The 14,622-nt window shown below is 35.5% G+C and carries 15 protein-coding genes; 5 read left to right on the top strand and 10 right to left on the bottom strand.

The annotated features are described in order from the left end of the window. The first annotated feature begins 1 nt into the window (after position 1). From C1H87_RS09975 to C1H87_RS09955, 5 genes are all read left to right on the top strand, one after another. Positions 2 to 976: a polyprenyl synthetase family protein gene (locus C1H87_RS09975; RefSeq protein WP_102755663.1), complete on the top strand. Its 975-nt coding sequence runs from the start codon at positions 2 to 4 to the stop codon at positions 974 to 976. Next, positions 976 to 1,323 carry a hypothetical protein gene (locus C1H87_RS09970; protein ID WP_102755662.1) on the top strand — a complete coding sequence of 116 codons (348 nt, stop codon included), beginning with the start codon at positions 976 to 978 and terminating at the stop codon, positions 1,321 to 1,323. Before C1H87_RS09975 ends, C1H87_RS09970 begins: the two co-directional genes overlap by 1 nt. A gap of 61 nt (positions 1,324 to 1,384) precedes the next feature. Beyond that, the gene (locus C1H87_RS09965) at positions 1,385 to 1,819 is read left to right on the top strand and encodes an RrF2 family transcriptional regulator (RefSeq protein WP_102755661.1); all 435 of its coding nucleotides are present in this window, start codon (positions 1,385 to 1,387) and stop codon (positions 1,817 to 1,819) included. Between the two features lie 52 nt (positions 1,820 to 1,871). Continuing rightward, complete coding sequence (ric, locus tag C1H87_RS09960) at positions 1,872 to 2,603, top strand: iron-sulfur cluster repair di-iron protein (RefSeq protein ID WP_102758232.1); 732 nt, start codon at positions 1,872 to 1,874, stop codon at positions 2,601 to 2,603. Positions 2,604 to 3,296: 693 nt separating this feature from the next. Further along, positions 3,297 to 4,490, top strand: coding sequence for a hypothetical protein (locus C1H87_RS09955; RefSeq protein WP_102755660.1), 1,194 nt, complete (start codon positions 3,297 to 3,299; stop codon positions 4,488 to 4,490). Positions 4,491 to 4,744: 254 nt separating this feature from the next. Here C1H87_RS09955 and C1H87_RS23740 read toward each other — a convergent pair whose 3' ends face one another. From C1H87_RS23740 to nirK, 10 genes are all read right to left on the bottom strand, one after another. Then, positions 4,745 to 5,119, bottom strand: coding sequence for a cytochrome C oxidase subunit IV family protein (locus tag C1H87_RS23740; protein WP_102755659.1), 375 nt, complete (start codon positions 5,117 to 5,119; stop codon positions 4,745 to 4,747). 2 nt (positions 5,120 to 5,121) lie between these two features. Further along, a complete protein-coding gene (locus C1H87_RS09945; RefSeq protein ID WP_102755658.1) occupies positions 5,122 to 5,706 on the bottom strand; it encodes a cytochrome c oxidase subunit 3 in 585 nt (194 codons plus the stop codon). Position 5,707: 1 nt separating this feature from the next. After that, on the bottom strand, positions 5,708 to 6,685 hold the full coding sequence (locus C1H87_RS09940; protein ID WP_102755657.1) for a DUF438 domain-containing protein: 978 nt from the start codon (positions 6,683 to 6,685) through the stop codon (positions 5,708 to 5,710). Between the two features lie 31 nt (positions 6,686 to 6,716). Continuing rightward, positions 6,717 to 8,492, bottom strand: coding sequence for a nitric oxide reductase activation protein NorD (locus tag C1H87_RS09935; RefSeq protein WP_102755656.1), 1,776 nt, complete (start codon positions 8,490 to 8,492; stop codon positions 6,717 to 6,719). 110 nt (positions 8,493 to 8,602) lie between these two features. After that, complete coding sequence (locus C1H87_RS09930; protein WP_102755655.1) at positions 8,603 to 9,376, bottom strand: CbbQ/NirQ/NorQ/GpvN family protein; 774 nt, start codon at positions 9,374 to 9,376, stop codon at positions 8,603 to 8,605. A gap of 81 nt (positions 9,377 to 9,457) precedes the next feature. After that, positions 9,458 to 10,798 (bottom strand): cbb3-type cytochrome c oxidase subunit I, encoded by a 1,341-nt coding sequence (locus tag C1H87_RS09925; RefSeq protein ID WP_102755654.1) that lies wholly within the window; start codon positions 10,796 to 10,798, stop codon positions 9,458 to 9,460. Positions 10,799 to 10,809: 11 nt separating this feature from the next. Further along, the gene (locus C1H87_RS09920; protein WP_102755653.1) at positions 10,810 to 11,244 is read right to left on the bottom strand and encodes a c-type cytochrome; all 435 of its coding nucleotides are present in this window, start codon (positions 11,242 to 11,244) and stop codon (positions 10,810 to 10,812) included. Positions 11,245 to 11,249: 5 nt separating this feature from the next. Next, the gene (locus C1H87_RS09915; RefSeq protein ID WP_199769350.1) at positions 11,250 to 11,969 is read right to left on the bottom strand and encodes an SCO family protein; all 720 of its coding nucleotides are present in this window, start codon (positions 11,967 to 11,969) and stop codon (positions 11,250 to 11,252) included. Further along, the gene (locus C1H87_RS09910; protein WP_233783419.1) at positions 11,966 to 12,736 is read right to left on the bottom strand and encodes a formylglycine-generating enzyme family protein; all 771 of its coding nucleotides are present in this window, start codon (positions 12,734 to 12,736) and stop codon (positions 11,966 to 11,968) included. The genes C1H87_RS09915 and C1H87_RS09910 overlap by 4 nt, the downstream gene beginning before the upstream one ends. Before the next feature lie 22 nt (positions 12,737 to 12,758). Then, positions 12,759 to 14,207 (bottom strand): copper-containing nitrite reductase, encoded by a 1,449-nt coding sequence (gene nirK / locus C1H87_RS09905; RefSeq protein WP_102755651.1) that lies wholly within the window; start codon positions 14,205 to 14,207, stop codon positions 12,759 to 12,761. Positions 14,208 to 14,622: the final 415 nt, after the last annotated feature.

The raw sequence follows: 14,622 nt of genomic DNA, 5'->3' as shown, positions 1-14,622 counted from the left end.
TATGCTTTCAATAGAAAAATACCAAGAAGAATTTGTTGCTTATTTAAAAAAGTATTCAACACTAAAGGAACCTAAAAACCTGTATGAACCTATTCAATATATCTTAGGGTTGGGTGGTAAGCGGCTGCGACCGGTTTTAACCTTAATGGCTACCGAAGTTTTTAATAGCGATTATAAAAAAGCCTTAGATGCGGCATTAAGTATTGAGGTGTTTCATAATTTTTCGTTGGTTCATGATGATATTATGGATGACGCCCCTTTACGTCGTGGACAGGAAACCGTGCACGAAAAATGGGATATTAACACGGGTATTCTTTCTGGTGATGCCATGTTAATTATGGCGTATCAATTGTTCGAAAACTATGATGCTGGTACATTTCAATCGCTAGCCAAGTTGTTTAGTAAAACTGCTATTCAGGTTTGCGAAGGCCAGCAATATGATGTTGATTTTGAAACTAGGAATGATGTAACAGTTCCTGAGTATTTAAAAATGATAGAATATAAAACGGCTGTTTTGGTTGGTGCAGCGATGAAGATGGGTGCCATTGTTGCTAATGCCTCAGAGAGCGACCAAAATAATATTTATGAGTTTGGCCGTAATCTGGGTATTGCTTTTCAATTGCAAGATGATTATTTAGATGCTTTTGGAAATCCGGAAACATTTGGCAAACAGGTTGGGGGTGATATAATTGAAAACAAAAAGACCTATTTATATATAAAGGCATTAGAATTTTCTGCTAGTGAGGATCGTATGAAATTGAGGGACTTGTTTAATACAATTCCTGAGGATAATGCAGCAAAAATAGATACTGTTAAACAAATATTTGATGCTTCTGGAGCTTCTAATGCCACTAGAGAAGAGATTAAGAGTTATACTAATAAAGCCTTTTTGGTTTTAGAGTCTTTAGCTATTTCTGAAGAGAAAAAAGCACTCTTATATAGTTTTGGTAATGCTTTAATGAACAGAAACGTATAATGCAATTACCATCTACTTTCGATCAACTCATTGAGGAAGCCAATCAATTGGATTTATACAGGAAATTAATTCTTCAGCTTAATAAGGACTTTCTTTTAGCGAACATAGATTTGGATTTTCATGAAGATGTTTTGCCTTCAAGTTTAAAGCTTTTGCTTCATGAAGCGGTTTATAAGCTTATTCAGGAAAAGTTTACCGAATATTTAAATCTGCTTTATATTATTGATGTGCCCGAAAAAGACATTAAAGCATTAGACGGGGATGATATTTTAAAACTCTCTGAAGCTGTTTCTTTTTTAATTCTTAAACGGGAATGGCAAAAAGTATGGTTTAGAAATAATTTTTAATTAGGATAAGTTTGTCCTAATTAAAAATTTAACTTAATTTTGTACCAAATTTAAACCAGATATGTTTTCCAAGGCTTGTGAATATGGTATTAAAGCGTCAATCTTTATTGCGCTTAATTCTAATAAGGGTAATCGGGTAAGTCTTAAGGCTATTGCTAAGGAGATTGATTCTCCAGAGGCATTTACTGCTAAGATCCTACAAGATTTGGTAAGGCATAAGGTTATTAGTTCCACGAAAGGTGCGCATGGTGGTTTCGAGATTGAAAAGCGTTTAATTAATACGGTAAAGCTAGCTCATATTGTAAATGCTATAGACGGCGATTCTATCTATAAGGGTTGTGGGTTAGGGCTTCATACTTGCGATGAAAAGCGACCTTGCCCTGTTCATGATAAATTTAAATCTGTTAGAGAGGAATTAAGATTTATGCTAGAAAACACGAATCTTGAAGAATTAGCTCTTAAGATTAAGTCTGGAACTTCATTTTTGAAAGTGTAAAAAAAATTTAAATATAAATAGGATAAATTTATCCGAATTAAAAACAATGATTATGAAAACTATGCTTAAAGACTCACAAAAACAAATCGGACAATTTGTAGCCGAAGATTTTAGAACTGCTGCAGTTTTTAGTAACTATGGTATAGACTTTTGCTGTCGTGGAGACAGAACAGTAGAAGAGGTATGCGATAAAAATGATATAAATGTATCTGAATTACTAGGCAAACTTCAAAATGTTTTAAGTTCAACCACAGGGCAGAATATAGATTATAAGTCATGGCCTTTGGATTTGTTGGTTGATTATATTGAAAAAACACACCATCGTTATGTGGCAAAAAAGGTACCTGTATTGCTTCAATTTTTAGATAAGCTTTGTAATGTACATGGAGAAAATCACCCGGAGTTATTTGAAATTAACGAACACTTTAAGGCTTCGGCTGGGGAGTTAGCAGCTCATATGAAAAAAGAAGAGTTAGTGTTATTCCCATTTGTGAAAAAGATGGTTAATGCTACTATTAGTCAATCGGGAATACAAGCGCCTCATTTTGGAACGGTTGAAAACCCAATAGCTATGATGAAGGACGAACATGATAATGAAGGGGTGCGTTTTAGAGAGATTGCAAAATTAACGAATAACTATACGCCTCCAGCAGATGCTTGTAATACTTATAGAGTGGCGTATGCTATGTTAGAGGAATTTGAAAAAGATTTGCACCTGCATATTCATTTGGAAAATAATATTTTATTTCCCGGAGCTATTAAATTAGAACAACAATTTGGTTAATGGTAAGTTCTAAATTATTTACAAATAAGTAACTTGAGTTTACTTATTAATAAATCAAAGTGCAGGAATATAATAGAATTAAATCGGGTTTGGATTGTAAAAACAGACTGAAAGTCTAATTCGTGATTATGAATAGTATAGAGAGCTATCCATTATATTGAGGTTTATTCGTGTAAATCTGTGTAATTCGTGGCTTGATTAAAAAGATATGGGTACACCTTAGCTGTCGGCAGACAGGGAATTTTTTAATTCTACATTATTTAGATTCATCAGTCGTTCCTGCCTGCCGGCAGCTAAGGTGTACCCACAAATATTGCTGCATATCAAATAATAATTTTACAAGGATAGACACTAATTTCACGAATTATCACTAATGGTTCTAAATATAAATTAAAGTACAGAAATATAATAGAATTAAATCGGGTCTAGATTGTAAAGACAGACTGAAAGTCTGATTCGTGATTATGAATAGTGTAGAGAGCTATCCATTATATTGAGGTTTTATTCGTGTAAATTTGTGTAATTCGTGGCTTGATTAAAAAGATATGGGTACACCTTAGCTGTCGGCAGATAGGGAATCTTTCTATTGTTACGTTAAATGAAAACTAATCCAAATTCTTCGGTTTTTCCTTCTTTACAATGGCGAAATAATTTAATAACCTGATTACCTTTATACAGAAAAATTAGACTATCATGCCCAAAAAGCTTGTAATAATATGCTTGATTAATTTCTTAATAGCTGCATTAATGGGTTTGGTGTTACGTTATACGTATATTGACCCAATTAAATTCAACTATAGGTTTTTAACGCATGCGCACTCGCATGTGGCGATGTTGGGTTGGGTTTATTTGATGTTATTTACTCTAATTGTTCACTATTTTGTTCCTGAGAAAAAGCCCGTATTTGATCGGTTGTTTTGGATTACGGAATTAGCGGTTGTTGGTATGATGCTAAGTTTTCCTTTTCAGGGATACGCTGCCGTTTCTATATCGTTTTCTACCCTGCATATTTTCTGTAGTTATTACTTTGTTTATCTTATTTGGAAACATCAAAGAACTGATTCGTCAGTAACGGGTAACTTATTAAAAGCGTCGCTTTTATTTATGCTTCTATCTACCGTTGGTGTTTGGTGTTTAGGACCTGCTGTGTCTATGTTGGGTCAAGCTTCGGCGTTTTATCAAATTGCGATACAGTTCTTTTTACACTTTCAATTTAATGGTTGGTTTTTAATAGCTGGGTTGGCTGTGTTTTTTCATGTATTAAATATTAAAAACTCTAAACTATTTAAATACTTTTTTAGTTTATTAATGACTTCAACAATATTAACCTTAGCGCTTCCTGTTCAGTGGTTTGCACCTCATAGTATTCTGTTGTATATTAATGGTGTTGGGGTCTGTCTTCAAATATTGATGTTGGTTTTCTTTTTAAAATTGGTGTATCCGAGATTAAGAATCCTATTTAAGGAGCAATCGAAACTTGTGAATGTTATACTTGGCTTTTCGATGTTCTGTTTTGTGCTAAAAACAGTTTTAAATGTATTGACATTGTTTCCTGAATTTTCAACTGTAGTTTATGAACATCGTAATTTTATAATCGGATTTATCCATTTGGTTATGTTGGGGGTTATTTCCGGGTTTTTGTTTGCGTTTATCTTGCAGAATCAATTAGTGACGTTTAATAAAACTTTAAATATTGGAATCTTCTTTTTTGTTATTGGTTTTGTTTTTACTGAGTTACTTTTAGGTATCCAAGGCTGCATGTTTTATTTTGGGAAAGGGTTGTTACCTTACTATCATTTGCTTTTGTTTTTGTTTAGTTTGTTGTTGCCGTTTGGGATTTGTTTTTTATTGATTAATATTGTTAGAACCAAGCGGATCGTCAGTTAACGTTTGTCATTCCTGCGAAAGCAGGAATCCATTCGATAGCAAAATCATGAATGGGTAATCAATCAACAATATCTTAATTATGTTGATAAATGGAGTAATTTATAACGACATGTATTCAAGTAACTCTATATACAGGTTTAATATTTCCAGAATTCAAGTGGATTCCTGCTTTCGCAGGAATGACAAAGTAACTGTCATTTAACTTAACGTTAGTTCGACGCAACCATAATAATATTATACTGAATGCCAGTGATTTAATTTAAGTGTCGGGTTGAGCGCAGTCGAAACCTATTTAAAATTATAGGTTTTAATGACCTTTCGACTGCGCTCAAGGTGACAAGTAACATTTTTAGTGTATTTATCGTTAAAATTAGACTGCTTTTAAATCGAGTTAACTTATCACTAGAAGTGATAACACAAAAAAGCAAAATAAACCCGATAATTAATACCTTCCAAAGGGAATGCGATTTTTTCATTTCCATGAATTGAAATGCGATTCCCAGAAACTTTAATGCTGCCAGCATTAAGATTATAAGCCCAATATAGTTGCTTTCTAACTTAGAGAATAGTGCAGAAATTAGTGTGAGTGCCAGTAAAACAATCCATGTTATTGTTGCGGTTTTGTACATATTTAAAAGAGTAAATAAATGATGGGAAAAAGTATAATCCAGATTAAATCGCACATATGCCAAAAAGCAGCACTGGCGTCAACATCTTCTATACTGGTATTTGAGTCTTCTTTTTTTATTCCGAAATAAACGGAAGTTAAAATAACCAATCCAACAATAACATGAATGGCATGAAATAGGGTAAGCATCCAATAGAAAGAGAAAAATGTATTATACCCAATGCCTATGCCTTCATTTAGTTTTTCGTAATATTCAAAGCTCTTTAGGCACAAAAATAAAACCCCAAATAGCATGGTTAATGCTAAAAGGGTTTTAAATTTTTCTTTGTTACCTCTTTTTAATTCGGTTACGGAAATCGCCATAAAAAACCCACTGGTAAGCAACAGCATGGTATTAACCATCCCATATGTAGCATCTAATCTCAGGCTGGAATTATGAAATAACTCTGGTTCTTGATTACTATAATATGCCATGGCTATTAAAGCAGCTCCAAAAGTGATTAACTCTAAGAAAATAATAATCCAGATGAGAATACCTCCCGGCGGATAATAGATGTTTTTATGGTCTATTTCTTGTGTTTGTATCATTTTAGTCCCAATCTAACAGTCTTTTTTGACCTTCTAATCTTTGAATCTCCGTGATGTCTTGAGACATTTCTACAACGCCTTTGTATTGCTTGTTTTTATCGCGAATGGCAAAGTATCTAATATGAATAATTCGTCCCTTAAAGTTGAACCAAAACTCTGCAACATCTTTTGTGCCAGCTCTAAATTCTTCAACAATACGCAATACCATATCGACGCTTTTTGGAGGATGGCAAAAGCGCACTTCTCGACCTATGATTCCTTTGCTACGGGCAAAAACCCTGTCGTCTCCTCTATTGTAAAATATAACCTTGTCGTTTTCGTCCACATAGGTAATGTCAACGGGTAAGAAACGAAGTAACAGGTTTACTTGTTCTGGGGTCATGTAACCTTCGTCGTAGTGGAATGTGTCTTCTAATGAAAAGGATAAGTCTCGCTTAGTATGATCTTCGCTTGGATGCACATAGGCAGTTTCTTTAATAGGTGGATAAGGTGCTGGTTTTTCAGATAACATCCAGCCAATTTCTTCATCGCCTATATAAAACTCTTCCCAATCTTCTTCGGAAAGTAAATCCATAGCTGTTGGAAACAAGCGTACATCTTCAATGGTTAGTAATCGTTTTATCCCTTCGGCCAGATAAGGAATATTATCTACGATTTTTGTCGCGTTTTTTTCTGAATTATAGCCTTCCAGGATACGGAACTGCTCTCGTAAATTATCGTGAAAAGACCACATGCCTTGTGAAGGACCAAACCAACCATATTTTTCCAGATATGGAAATAATTGATTTTCCTTTCTTTTAAATCGTTTTTCAATGGTATGTAACTGATTGAAAACGTTAAAGTATTTTTGAAAATCTTCTGTGGGATCAACATCATATAATTCTAATATAAGCTCTTGTATTAAGGTGCTTTCCTGATAATAAACTTTTACAGGGTGTCCTACTGGTAGTTGCTCGACTACGGGTAAATATGAATTCATTATTATTTATTCTAATTATTTGTTTTTTATTTTAAGTCTGGTGTTTTATGCGTTCATACAGTTTCACTAACGCTTGCAGAAGTTCTACTGGTGTTGTGAGGATTTGATAGTGATTTTGTCCAAACATTTGGGGTAAATAGTATTTGGCTTGTGCTTCAATGGCTAAGGCATACGAATTTATTTGTCGTTCGTTTAGTTCACGCAGAGCTTGTTTAACATCATTAATGCCATATTTTCCTTCGTATTTATCATAATCGTTTGGTTTTCCATCCGATATTAAGATGACCCATTTGTTTTTGGTATCGCGTTTGTCCAGAAGGGCTCCGGAATGCCGAAGTGCAGCACCAATGCGCGTATAGCCACTAGGCTCTATGGCACCAACCCTGTATTTAGCTGTGTTCCAATTATCATCAAAGCTTTTAATGCTTAAATATGAGGAATGGTTTCTGGTTTTTGAGTAGAAGCAATCTATGGAAAAATCGATATTAAACTCATCTAAGATTTCACCGAATAGAATAGACACTTGTTTTTCTACATCAATCACTCTGTTGCCTGCTGCATAACCATCACTTGATAAACTAATATCTAACAGCAATAAAATAGAGAGGTCTTTTTCTTTTTTTCGTTTTGATAAGTAGATTTTCTCCGATGGGGTGTGTCCTGAATGTATATCTACAAACAGATCGGTAATGGCATCAATGTCGAATGCTTCGCCTTGTGTTTGTCTACGTTGTTGCTGGTATTTATTATTTACCGTTGTAAGCATTTTGCGCAACCCGATTAATGTGGAGCGATTATCATATATTGTTTTTTCATAATATGTAACGTCCGATTCTAGCTGTGTTTTTGGGTATACCTTACAGAAATTGTCTTTGTAAGTTCGTTTGGCATGATCCCATTCATCATATTCCAAATAGTAGTCATTGCTTTCACTTTCTGCACTTTCTTGAATGGTCGTATTTTCAATAAAATCTGCCTGATATACCGAATGAGCCGTGTCGTCTACACGAACCGTAAATTTCATGTTTACTTCATCCAATGCGTTGGCATGATCTTCTAAATCGTCCTCGCCATCAAAATCTCTAAAATTCCCTCCAAACTCTTCGGCTGTTTCTACTTTTTCAAACTGATGTTGCAAGACTGCATCCTCTTGCTGTTTTTGATCGATTTGTACTGAAATGATTTCTTCAACGGCTTTAGATTTTATGATGGTTTGTAGTTGTTCTTTATTGGCTTCTTTTACTTTATCTGTAAAGTTTTTGAGTTGGTCGTCGGAATCATCATTGGGTGAATTTCGCATCCATTTTCCATAGATAAAGGAATAATCTTCGGGTTGTTTTGTGGTAGCCTTGTTTTTATAGAATGCTATGAATTTTTGATAGTAATTTTCGGTTATGGGAAATTGTTCCAATAATACCTGTAATACTTTTCCTGAAGTATTTTGAGCTTTTTGCTGGGATTCTATAAGTTCGTGTTCCTGATTGTCATTCCAGTTAAGATTTAAATTCTTTTGAATGGATAAATAAAGCACTCTAAACAGGTAAAAAGACAGGCTTTCTTCTTCGGTTTTAAAATCATAGAATTTTGTGGGTAAGAAGAAGTTGTTATTTCTGTAGCCTCCTTCGCGTTCTGCTTCATAAATCTCAATAGACTCACCAGTAATAGCACGTGCAAATATGGTAAGGCGAGCTTTTATGTCGCTTAAATTTACCGCATGCTCAAGTTCGGCTTCTTTTTTCTTTTTTCGCTTTTTAAAGAAGAAGGCAAACTTGGTGAATATATACTCGTCTGGTTCGAATTCAAACATTTACTTAGTGTTCAGTGTTCAGTGTTCAGTGTTCAGTGTTCGGTAGGCAGTATGCAGTGATCAGTATTCGGTGCTCATTGTTTACTGATCACTGCCAACTGATTACTGGCTTATATCATTAAATCACTTAAATCTTTGAGCGCTTGTATGACTTCTAAATCGTCTGTTAAGGGTTCTATTACTGCTACATGAACTGCGAGACGTTTTGGAAGTCCGGAATGGATTAGTTTTGCGGCATCTACTAATAATCGGGTAGAGACGGTTTCGGTTAACCCTAATTCTGTTAGGTTTCTGATTTTTGTGGCTATGTTGACCAATTTCTTAGCGATGTCTGGTTCGACTTCGGTTTCCGATACTAATATTTGTGTTTCAATTTTAGGTTCGGGATAGGCAAAAGATACGGCAACAAAGCGTTGTCTGGTTGAGGGTTTTAACTCTTTAAACCCACGTTGATATCCGGGGTTAAAGGAAGCTACTAGCATAAAATCTTCATGAGCTTTTATGGTTTGCCCTAATTTGTCTATAAACAGTTCACGTCTGTGATCTGTTAAGGAATGAATGGCAACGATAACATCTGGTCGTGCCTCGGCAATTTCATCTAAATATAAAATGGATCCGTTTTTAACGGCGGTTGTTAGTGGGCCGTCCAACCATACGGCTTCTGCACCTTTTATAATAAATCGACCAATTAAATCGGTTGAAGAGGTTTCCTCATGACAAGAAATAGTGATTAGTTTTGTATCCAATTCATGAGCCATGTACTCAATGAATCGAGACTTCCCCGTACCTGTTGGTCCTTTTAGTAAAATTGGTAATTTACATTTGTATGTCTGTTCGAAAACAGATACTTCCTTTCCAATAGTATGGTAATATGGTGCGCTCATTTTTAGAGTTTTTTGAATAATAAACCAGAGTTATTATTGTGTAAGAATTCTAATTCTGGTTTTTTAAGTGCTATAATTGTTTTAATCTGTGGTTGTTACCAATGCTTCATCGGTGGGTCTTCCGTGTTTTATAAAATCTATAATGTACAGTGCAATGCCTGTTAGGAATAATGTTGCACAGATAATGAGTACCATAAAATGGATTTCAATTTCTTTTTGAACTTCCATGAATTCCATTTTAAGTTTACGTTCTAAATACACTTGAACGACTCCGGCAACACCAAAGGCAACAGTCATACCTATCATACCAATATTTGATGTCCAAAACGCAGCTCTACCTCTAACGCTTTTATAGAGTTTTCTACCTGTCATATTTGGTAAACTATAGCTAATAATGGCAAGTACAATCATGGCGTAAGCGCCCCAAAAGGCTAAATGCCCATGCATGGCTGTAACTAATGTACCATGTGTGTATAGGTTTGTTTGTGGTAAGGTGTGTGCGAACCCTAGTAGTCCGGCACCGATAAACGATACGATGGCAGCTCCAAGTGTCCAGTATAGGGCCAGGTTGTTCGGGTGCTTTTTCTCGCCTTTTCGATACATATTAACAGCAAATAATGCCATGGCTAAAAATGCTAATGGTTCTAGAGCAGAGAAGATCCCACCAACGATTAACCAAATTTTATTTACACCAATGTAGTAGTAATGATGCCCTGTCCCTAAAACTCCGGATAGGAATGTTAAACCGACAATAACATACAGCCATTTTTCGATAACTTCTCTGTCTACACCTGTTAGTTTGATTAATAGGAACGATAAAATACCACCCATTATAAGTTCCCAAACGCCTTCAACCCAAAGGTGAACCACCCACCATCTAAAAAATGAGTCTTTCACCTGACTATCAAACGGAAGCATTCCGGGCAGATATAATAAGGCTGCAAAAAGTAATCCCATTGAGAGTACTAGTGCCGTGGTGGTTTTACGTTTTCCTTTAAATAGTGTTATTAATATGAGCCCTAAAAACAGAAGTACATTAACTACCACTAAATAATCGAGACCTCTTGGGATCTCAAGAAATTTACGCCCTTCCCAAATATTAAAGTGATAGCCAACAATAGCAATAACACCAACAACGGCGAGACTAATTAATTGTACATAGGCTAGTTTAACACTTACGAGTTCGCGTTGTGCTTCTTCTGGAATAATGTAATAGGCAGCTCCCATAAAACCGGATAACAACCAAACTACAAGTAAATTTGTATGTACAGCTCTTGCTGTGTTAAAAGGGATAAAGCTGTGTAATCCATCAAATCCAGCATGGGCAAATCCCATTATAAAGCCATATATAATTTGTAGACTAAACAGTAACATGGAAAGCGCAAAAAACCAATACGCTACTTTTTGTGATTTATATTTCATAATTCTTTAGTTTAGTTGTTGTCTTTAGCCAAGGGTGAAACCACGGTGTCGAATCCGTTTAAATCTATATCGTCAATCCAATCGAAAAAGGCGATTAAATCTGCAGCTTCTTCGGGAGTGAATCCGTAAGCCACCATTTTTCTTCCATTTGGAGCCCAATCTACAGGTGTTGTTAGTACGGCTTTAATGTAGCCTTCTCCTCGTCTATCTATGACTTTTGTTAATTCTGGAGCATAATAGGCTCCTTCTCCCAGAATTGTATGACAGCCCATACAATTGTTAGCTTCCCAAAGGTGTTTTCCTCTTACTACGGCTTCTGTGATGTTTTCGTCATTAGATTGGTCTTGCGATTTACTAAAAGAGTAAATGGTTAAACCAATAAATATTAAAAAAGTAACCACAGTTCCGCCCAGGAAAAAGGCTCGTGCTTGTTTTTTTGATAACATGTTATTTAGTTTTTATTAATTAATTCTATGATTGTTCTTACTGTTTCTTTATTATCTACTCCTAACCCTTCTTGTTGATGTATTAATTCACCTCCGGAATTAAAGACACTTATAATGTTAGAATGCGAAAAATCTATGGGAGAAATTTGTTTGTACTTTACAGCTAAAACATTCGCAAATTCACGAATACTGCTTTCCGTACCTTGTAAAAAAGTCCAGTGAGTTCCATCCATAAGGTTTTCTTTGGCAAAGGTTTTTAAGCGTTCTGGCGTGTCTGTTTTCGGGTCGATGCTTACCAAAACAAATTGCAGGTCTTTTAGTTGGTTTTTTGGGATTTGTTTTTCAATGTTGCGCATATCGGCTACTAGTCTTGGACATGCGGCTTTACAGGTTGTGTAAATCATAACCATGACCAGTGTCTTTCCTTTTAAATCTTCTAGATGAATGATCAGGCCTTCTTCTGTATTCCATGTTGTGGTTAAATTGAAAATAGATTCATCTGAAATGTGGTTGTTATCCATTTCTTTTGAATCTTGTTTGGTAGTCTTTAAGTCCATTTTGCAAATAGGACAACTACCAGAGTTGTTATATGCTTTCTTACCTTCGCATGCCATAGGGCAGGTATAAACTACTAAATCATTGACCTGTTTTGATACGTCTTGTTTGCAAGAAGCAAGAAACAGCACAGAAATAAAGCATAGTATTACTAATTTTAAATGTCTCATTTGTTTATATCCTTTACACATCTAAAGCCTAAATTTTTCATTGCATATTTTGCTTTTAAGCTACCTCGGGTTGCATAGCGCATAAATGCTGCATAATTCATTAAGTCTGTGGCTCCAACCGCAGCGCTTCCACAAAACAGATTGCTGTCGTTATCGACATCTTTTCTTGATTCTCCAGAGACTAAAACAGAGTTGAAATCGAAAGTCCATTCCCAGACCAGCCCATGTAAGTCGTAAACCTTCCAGTAGTTTTTAAATGTTGACCCCACATTATTGTTAAATGTTTTAGGTGTTTCGTACCACGATAAAATGTATTCATTGTAACTCTTTAGTGTTCTGGCATCTGGTAACTCTTTGTTTGCCATAGCTACATATTCCCATTCATCTACAGTTGGCAATCGTTTCCCCAGACATTCGCAATAATCTTTTGCTGCAAACCAGGACACATTCGTGATTGGTGCGTTTAATGATTGTTTTTCGGATAACTCGGTGTCCGATTTCCATTCTTTTAAATAGTTTCCGTCTGCGAACAACTTTTTTACTTTAGATCGCTGCCATTTAGGGTACTTTTTTACAAAGTCTAAAAATTGATTATTGGTTACAGGAAATACATCCATTTCAAAATCTACGACGGTAACCTTTAATGAATCTCTACCGTAAAGTGGGGTATAGGTATCTCCTGTTATTGGTACCATTTTAGACTGACCATGTACCAAATTGGCAAGGCAAAGAAATATGGTTATAATGATCAGTCTAATGGTATACATGATTTATTAATTTACTTATTAATTAGTGTGCGTTTTTAACTTGGTCTACCTGAGCTTTCGTTACATTGGTTTTGTTATTACCCCAAGAGTTATAGACATAGGTTAAAACATCGGCAATCTCGTCGTTACTTATGGCTTGCCTAGTCATAACACTATTATATTTTTCCCCGTTTACGGTAATTTCTCCTGTTTTACCCCTAAGCACAATGTCTATAGCACGGTTAACATCTGCATTTAAATAATCTGATTTTGCCAAAGGCGGAAAGGCGTTTGGAATTCCTTGGCCTTCTGCTTGATGACATGCAAAACAGGTTTGCATATATATTGTCTTTCCAGATTTCATTTTCTCAGCCAAAGTTTTGCTTTCTTTTGGAGTTGCTACTTTTGTATCGCTATCAGGCATTTCTTGGATGCCTCCGCCTTCTGGATGGTAAATACCTTCTTGTACTACCCCAGAGTAAATGGTTTTATTTTCCTCTCCTTCAACTTTTAACATGCCTAAAGCGCCTTTATTAAAGGCTCTAAAAATGGAGTGATCTACCAAAATAAAAGTTCCGGGAACGCCTACTCTAAATTCAACAATAGCTGCCCCGCCGGCAGGTATTAAAGTTGTTTGTACATTTTTGTTAATTGAAGACCCGCCTTCATCCATAACCTTGTCGAAAATCTCACCAATAACATGGAATGATGATACCAGATTAGGTCCACCATTACCAACATATAATCGTACGGTTTCACCAACATTAGCCGTAATGGCATTGTCGCCCGTAAGCGCGCCTACTTTTCCGTTAAACACTACATAATCGGCATCTTCATCCACTGCTTTTTGCATATCGAAAGCTTGTAAGCCCGGCTCGCCATTTTCACCTTTGGTATAAAAGTCGCCTTGCATAATGTAATACTCTTTGTCAACCTGAGGTAAACCTCCAGCAGGTTCCACTAAAATGAGTCCGTACATACCATTTGCAATATGCATACCTACAGGCGCAGTGGCGCAGTGGTATACATATAAGCCCGGATTTAAGGTTTTAAAATTGAATTTTTTCTCATGCCCGGGAGCTACAAACGACGATGTTGCACCTCCGCCTGGTCCGGTAACGGCGTGTAAATCGATGTTATGTGGTAATTTGTTGTCTGGGTGGTTAGATAAAGTAAATTCCACTTCATCTCCAACTCGTGTTCTAATAAAACTACCTGGAACAGATCCCCCAAAAGTCCAATAGTTATAAGTAGTGCCGTCTGTCATAGTGCCTTCTTTTTCAAGAATTTCCATGTTAACAATTAATTTTTTCGCTTTACGTACTCCAACTGGTGTAGGTACATTTGGTGGAGACGTTAGTTCTGCAACCATTTCTCTGCTTACAGGAATTTCGGCAGGATTATCGTAAGTTTTTTTTTCGTTGTTAATGCATGATGTTAGGACTAACATCACACACACGAGTAGTGTGCATGGGGGATTTGATAGTTTCATGGTCCATTGGTTTTTTAATTAAAATTTAGTTTTATTAATAAAAGACAAAAATGTCTTTTTTATGGTTAATCAAAAATACCTTTTAGCCTCATGAAAAAACATGACTTTTGTCAGTTAATTATGTAGTATGGTAGTAGGTAGCTTTCTAAAATATTATATAAGAAGTGTTTAAATAAAAGCTTCTTCTTTGTTTTGGTATGTTGTTCCAATAGGAGTGGGTTGTTTTGTCTCATATAACAAGCAACCAAAAACAGGGCTAAGGTTTTACCTTACTTTCTGTAAGGTTTCATTTTTTCAAGTTGATAATAGATGGTAGTGTTTTATAAGTGTTTTAAATGAACGGGTTAGTCGTATAAAAGATTGCTAAAAAGAATATGTAGGAAAGATAACCTTATTGTAAAATTTTAATTTTCAA

Source organism: Flavivirga eckloniae, from assembly GCF_002886045.1.
Classification (GTDB): domain Bacteria; phylum Bacteroidota; class Bacteroidia; order Flavobacteriales; family Flavobacteriaceae; genus Flavivirga; species Flavivirga eckloniae.
The sequence above is the reverse complement of the archived record's forward strand: the minus strand, read 5'-3'. Positions and strand labels throughout refer to the sequence as shown.

Excerpts from the sequence above, each read along its gene's own strand:
- C1H87_RS09965 (WP_102755661.1), top strand. The coding sequence starts at position 1,385 with ATGTTTTCCAAGGCTTGTGAATATGGTATTAAAGCGTCAATCTTTATT.
- C1H87_RS09955 (WP_102755660.1), top strand. The coding sequence starts at position 3,297 with ATGCCCAAAAAGCTTGTAATAATATGCTTGATTAATTTCTTAATAGCT.
- C1H87_RS09910 (WP_233783419.1), bottom strand. The coding sequence starts at position 12,736 with ATGTATACCATTAGACTGATCATTATAACCATATTTCTTTGCCTTGCC.
- nirK (WP_102755651.1), bottom strand. The coding sequence starts at position 14,207 with ATGAAACTATCAAATCCCCCATGCACACTACTCGTGTGTGTGATGTTA.
- C1H87_RS09925 (WP_102755654.1), bottom strand. The coding sequence starts at position 10,798 with ATGAAATATAAATCACAAAAAGTAGCGTATTGGTTTTTTGCGCTTTCC.
- C1H87_RS09935 (WP_102755656.1), bottom strand. The coding sequence starts at position 8,492 with ATGTTTGAATTCGAACCAGACGAGTATATATTCACCAAGTTTGCCTTC.
- C1H87_RS09940 (WP_102755657.1), bottom strand. The coding sequence starts at position 6,685 with ATGAATTCATATTTACCCGTAGTCGAGCAACTACCAGTAGGACACCCT.
- C1H87_RS09945 (WP_102755658.1), bottom strand. The coding sequence starts at position 5,706 with ATGATACAAACACAAGAAATAGACCATAAAAACATCTATTATCCGCCG.
- C1H87_RS09920 (WP_102755653.1), bottom strand. The coding sequence starts at position 11,244 with ATGTTATCAAAAAAACAAGCACGAGCCTTTTTCCTGGGCGGAACTGTG.
- C1H87_RS09930 (WP_102755655.1), bottom strand. The coding sequence starts at position 9,376 with ATGAGCGCACCATATTACCATACTATTGGAAAGGAAGTATCTGTTTTC.
- C1H87_RS09975 (WP_102755663.1), top strand. The coding sequence starts at position 2 with ATGCTTTCAATAGAAAAATACCAAGAAGAATTTGTTGCTTATTTAAAA.
- C1H87_RS23740 (WP_102755659.1), bottom strand. The coding sequence starts at position 5,119 with ATGTACAAAACCGCAACAATAACATGGATTGTTTTACTGGCACTCACA.
- C1H87_RS09915 (WP_199769350.1), bottom strand. The coding sequence starts at position 11,969 with ATGAGACATTTAAAATTAGTAATACTATGCTTTATTTCTGTGCTGTTT.
- C1H87_RS09970 (WP_102755662.1), top strand. The coding sequence starts at position 976 with ATGCAATTACCATCTACTTTCGATCAACTCATTGAGGAAGCCAATCAA.
- ric (WP_102758232.1), top strand. The coding sequence starts at position 1,872 with ATGAAAACTATGCTTAAAGACTCACAAAAACAAATCGGACAATTTGTA.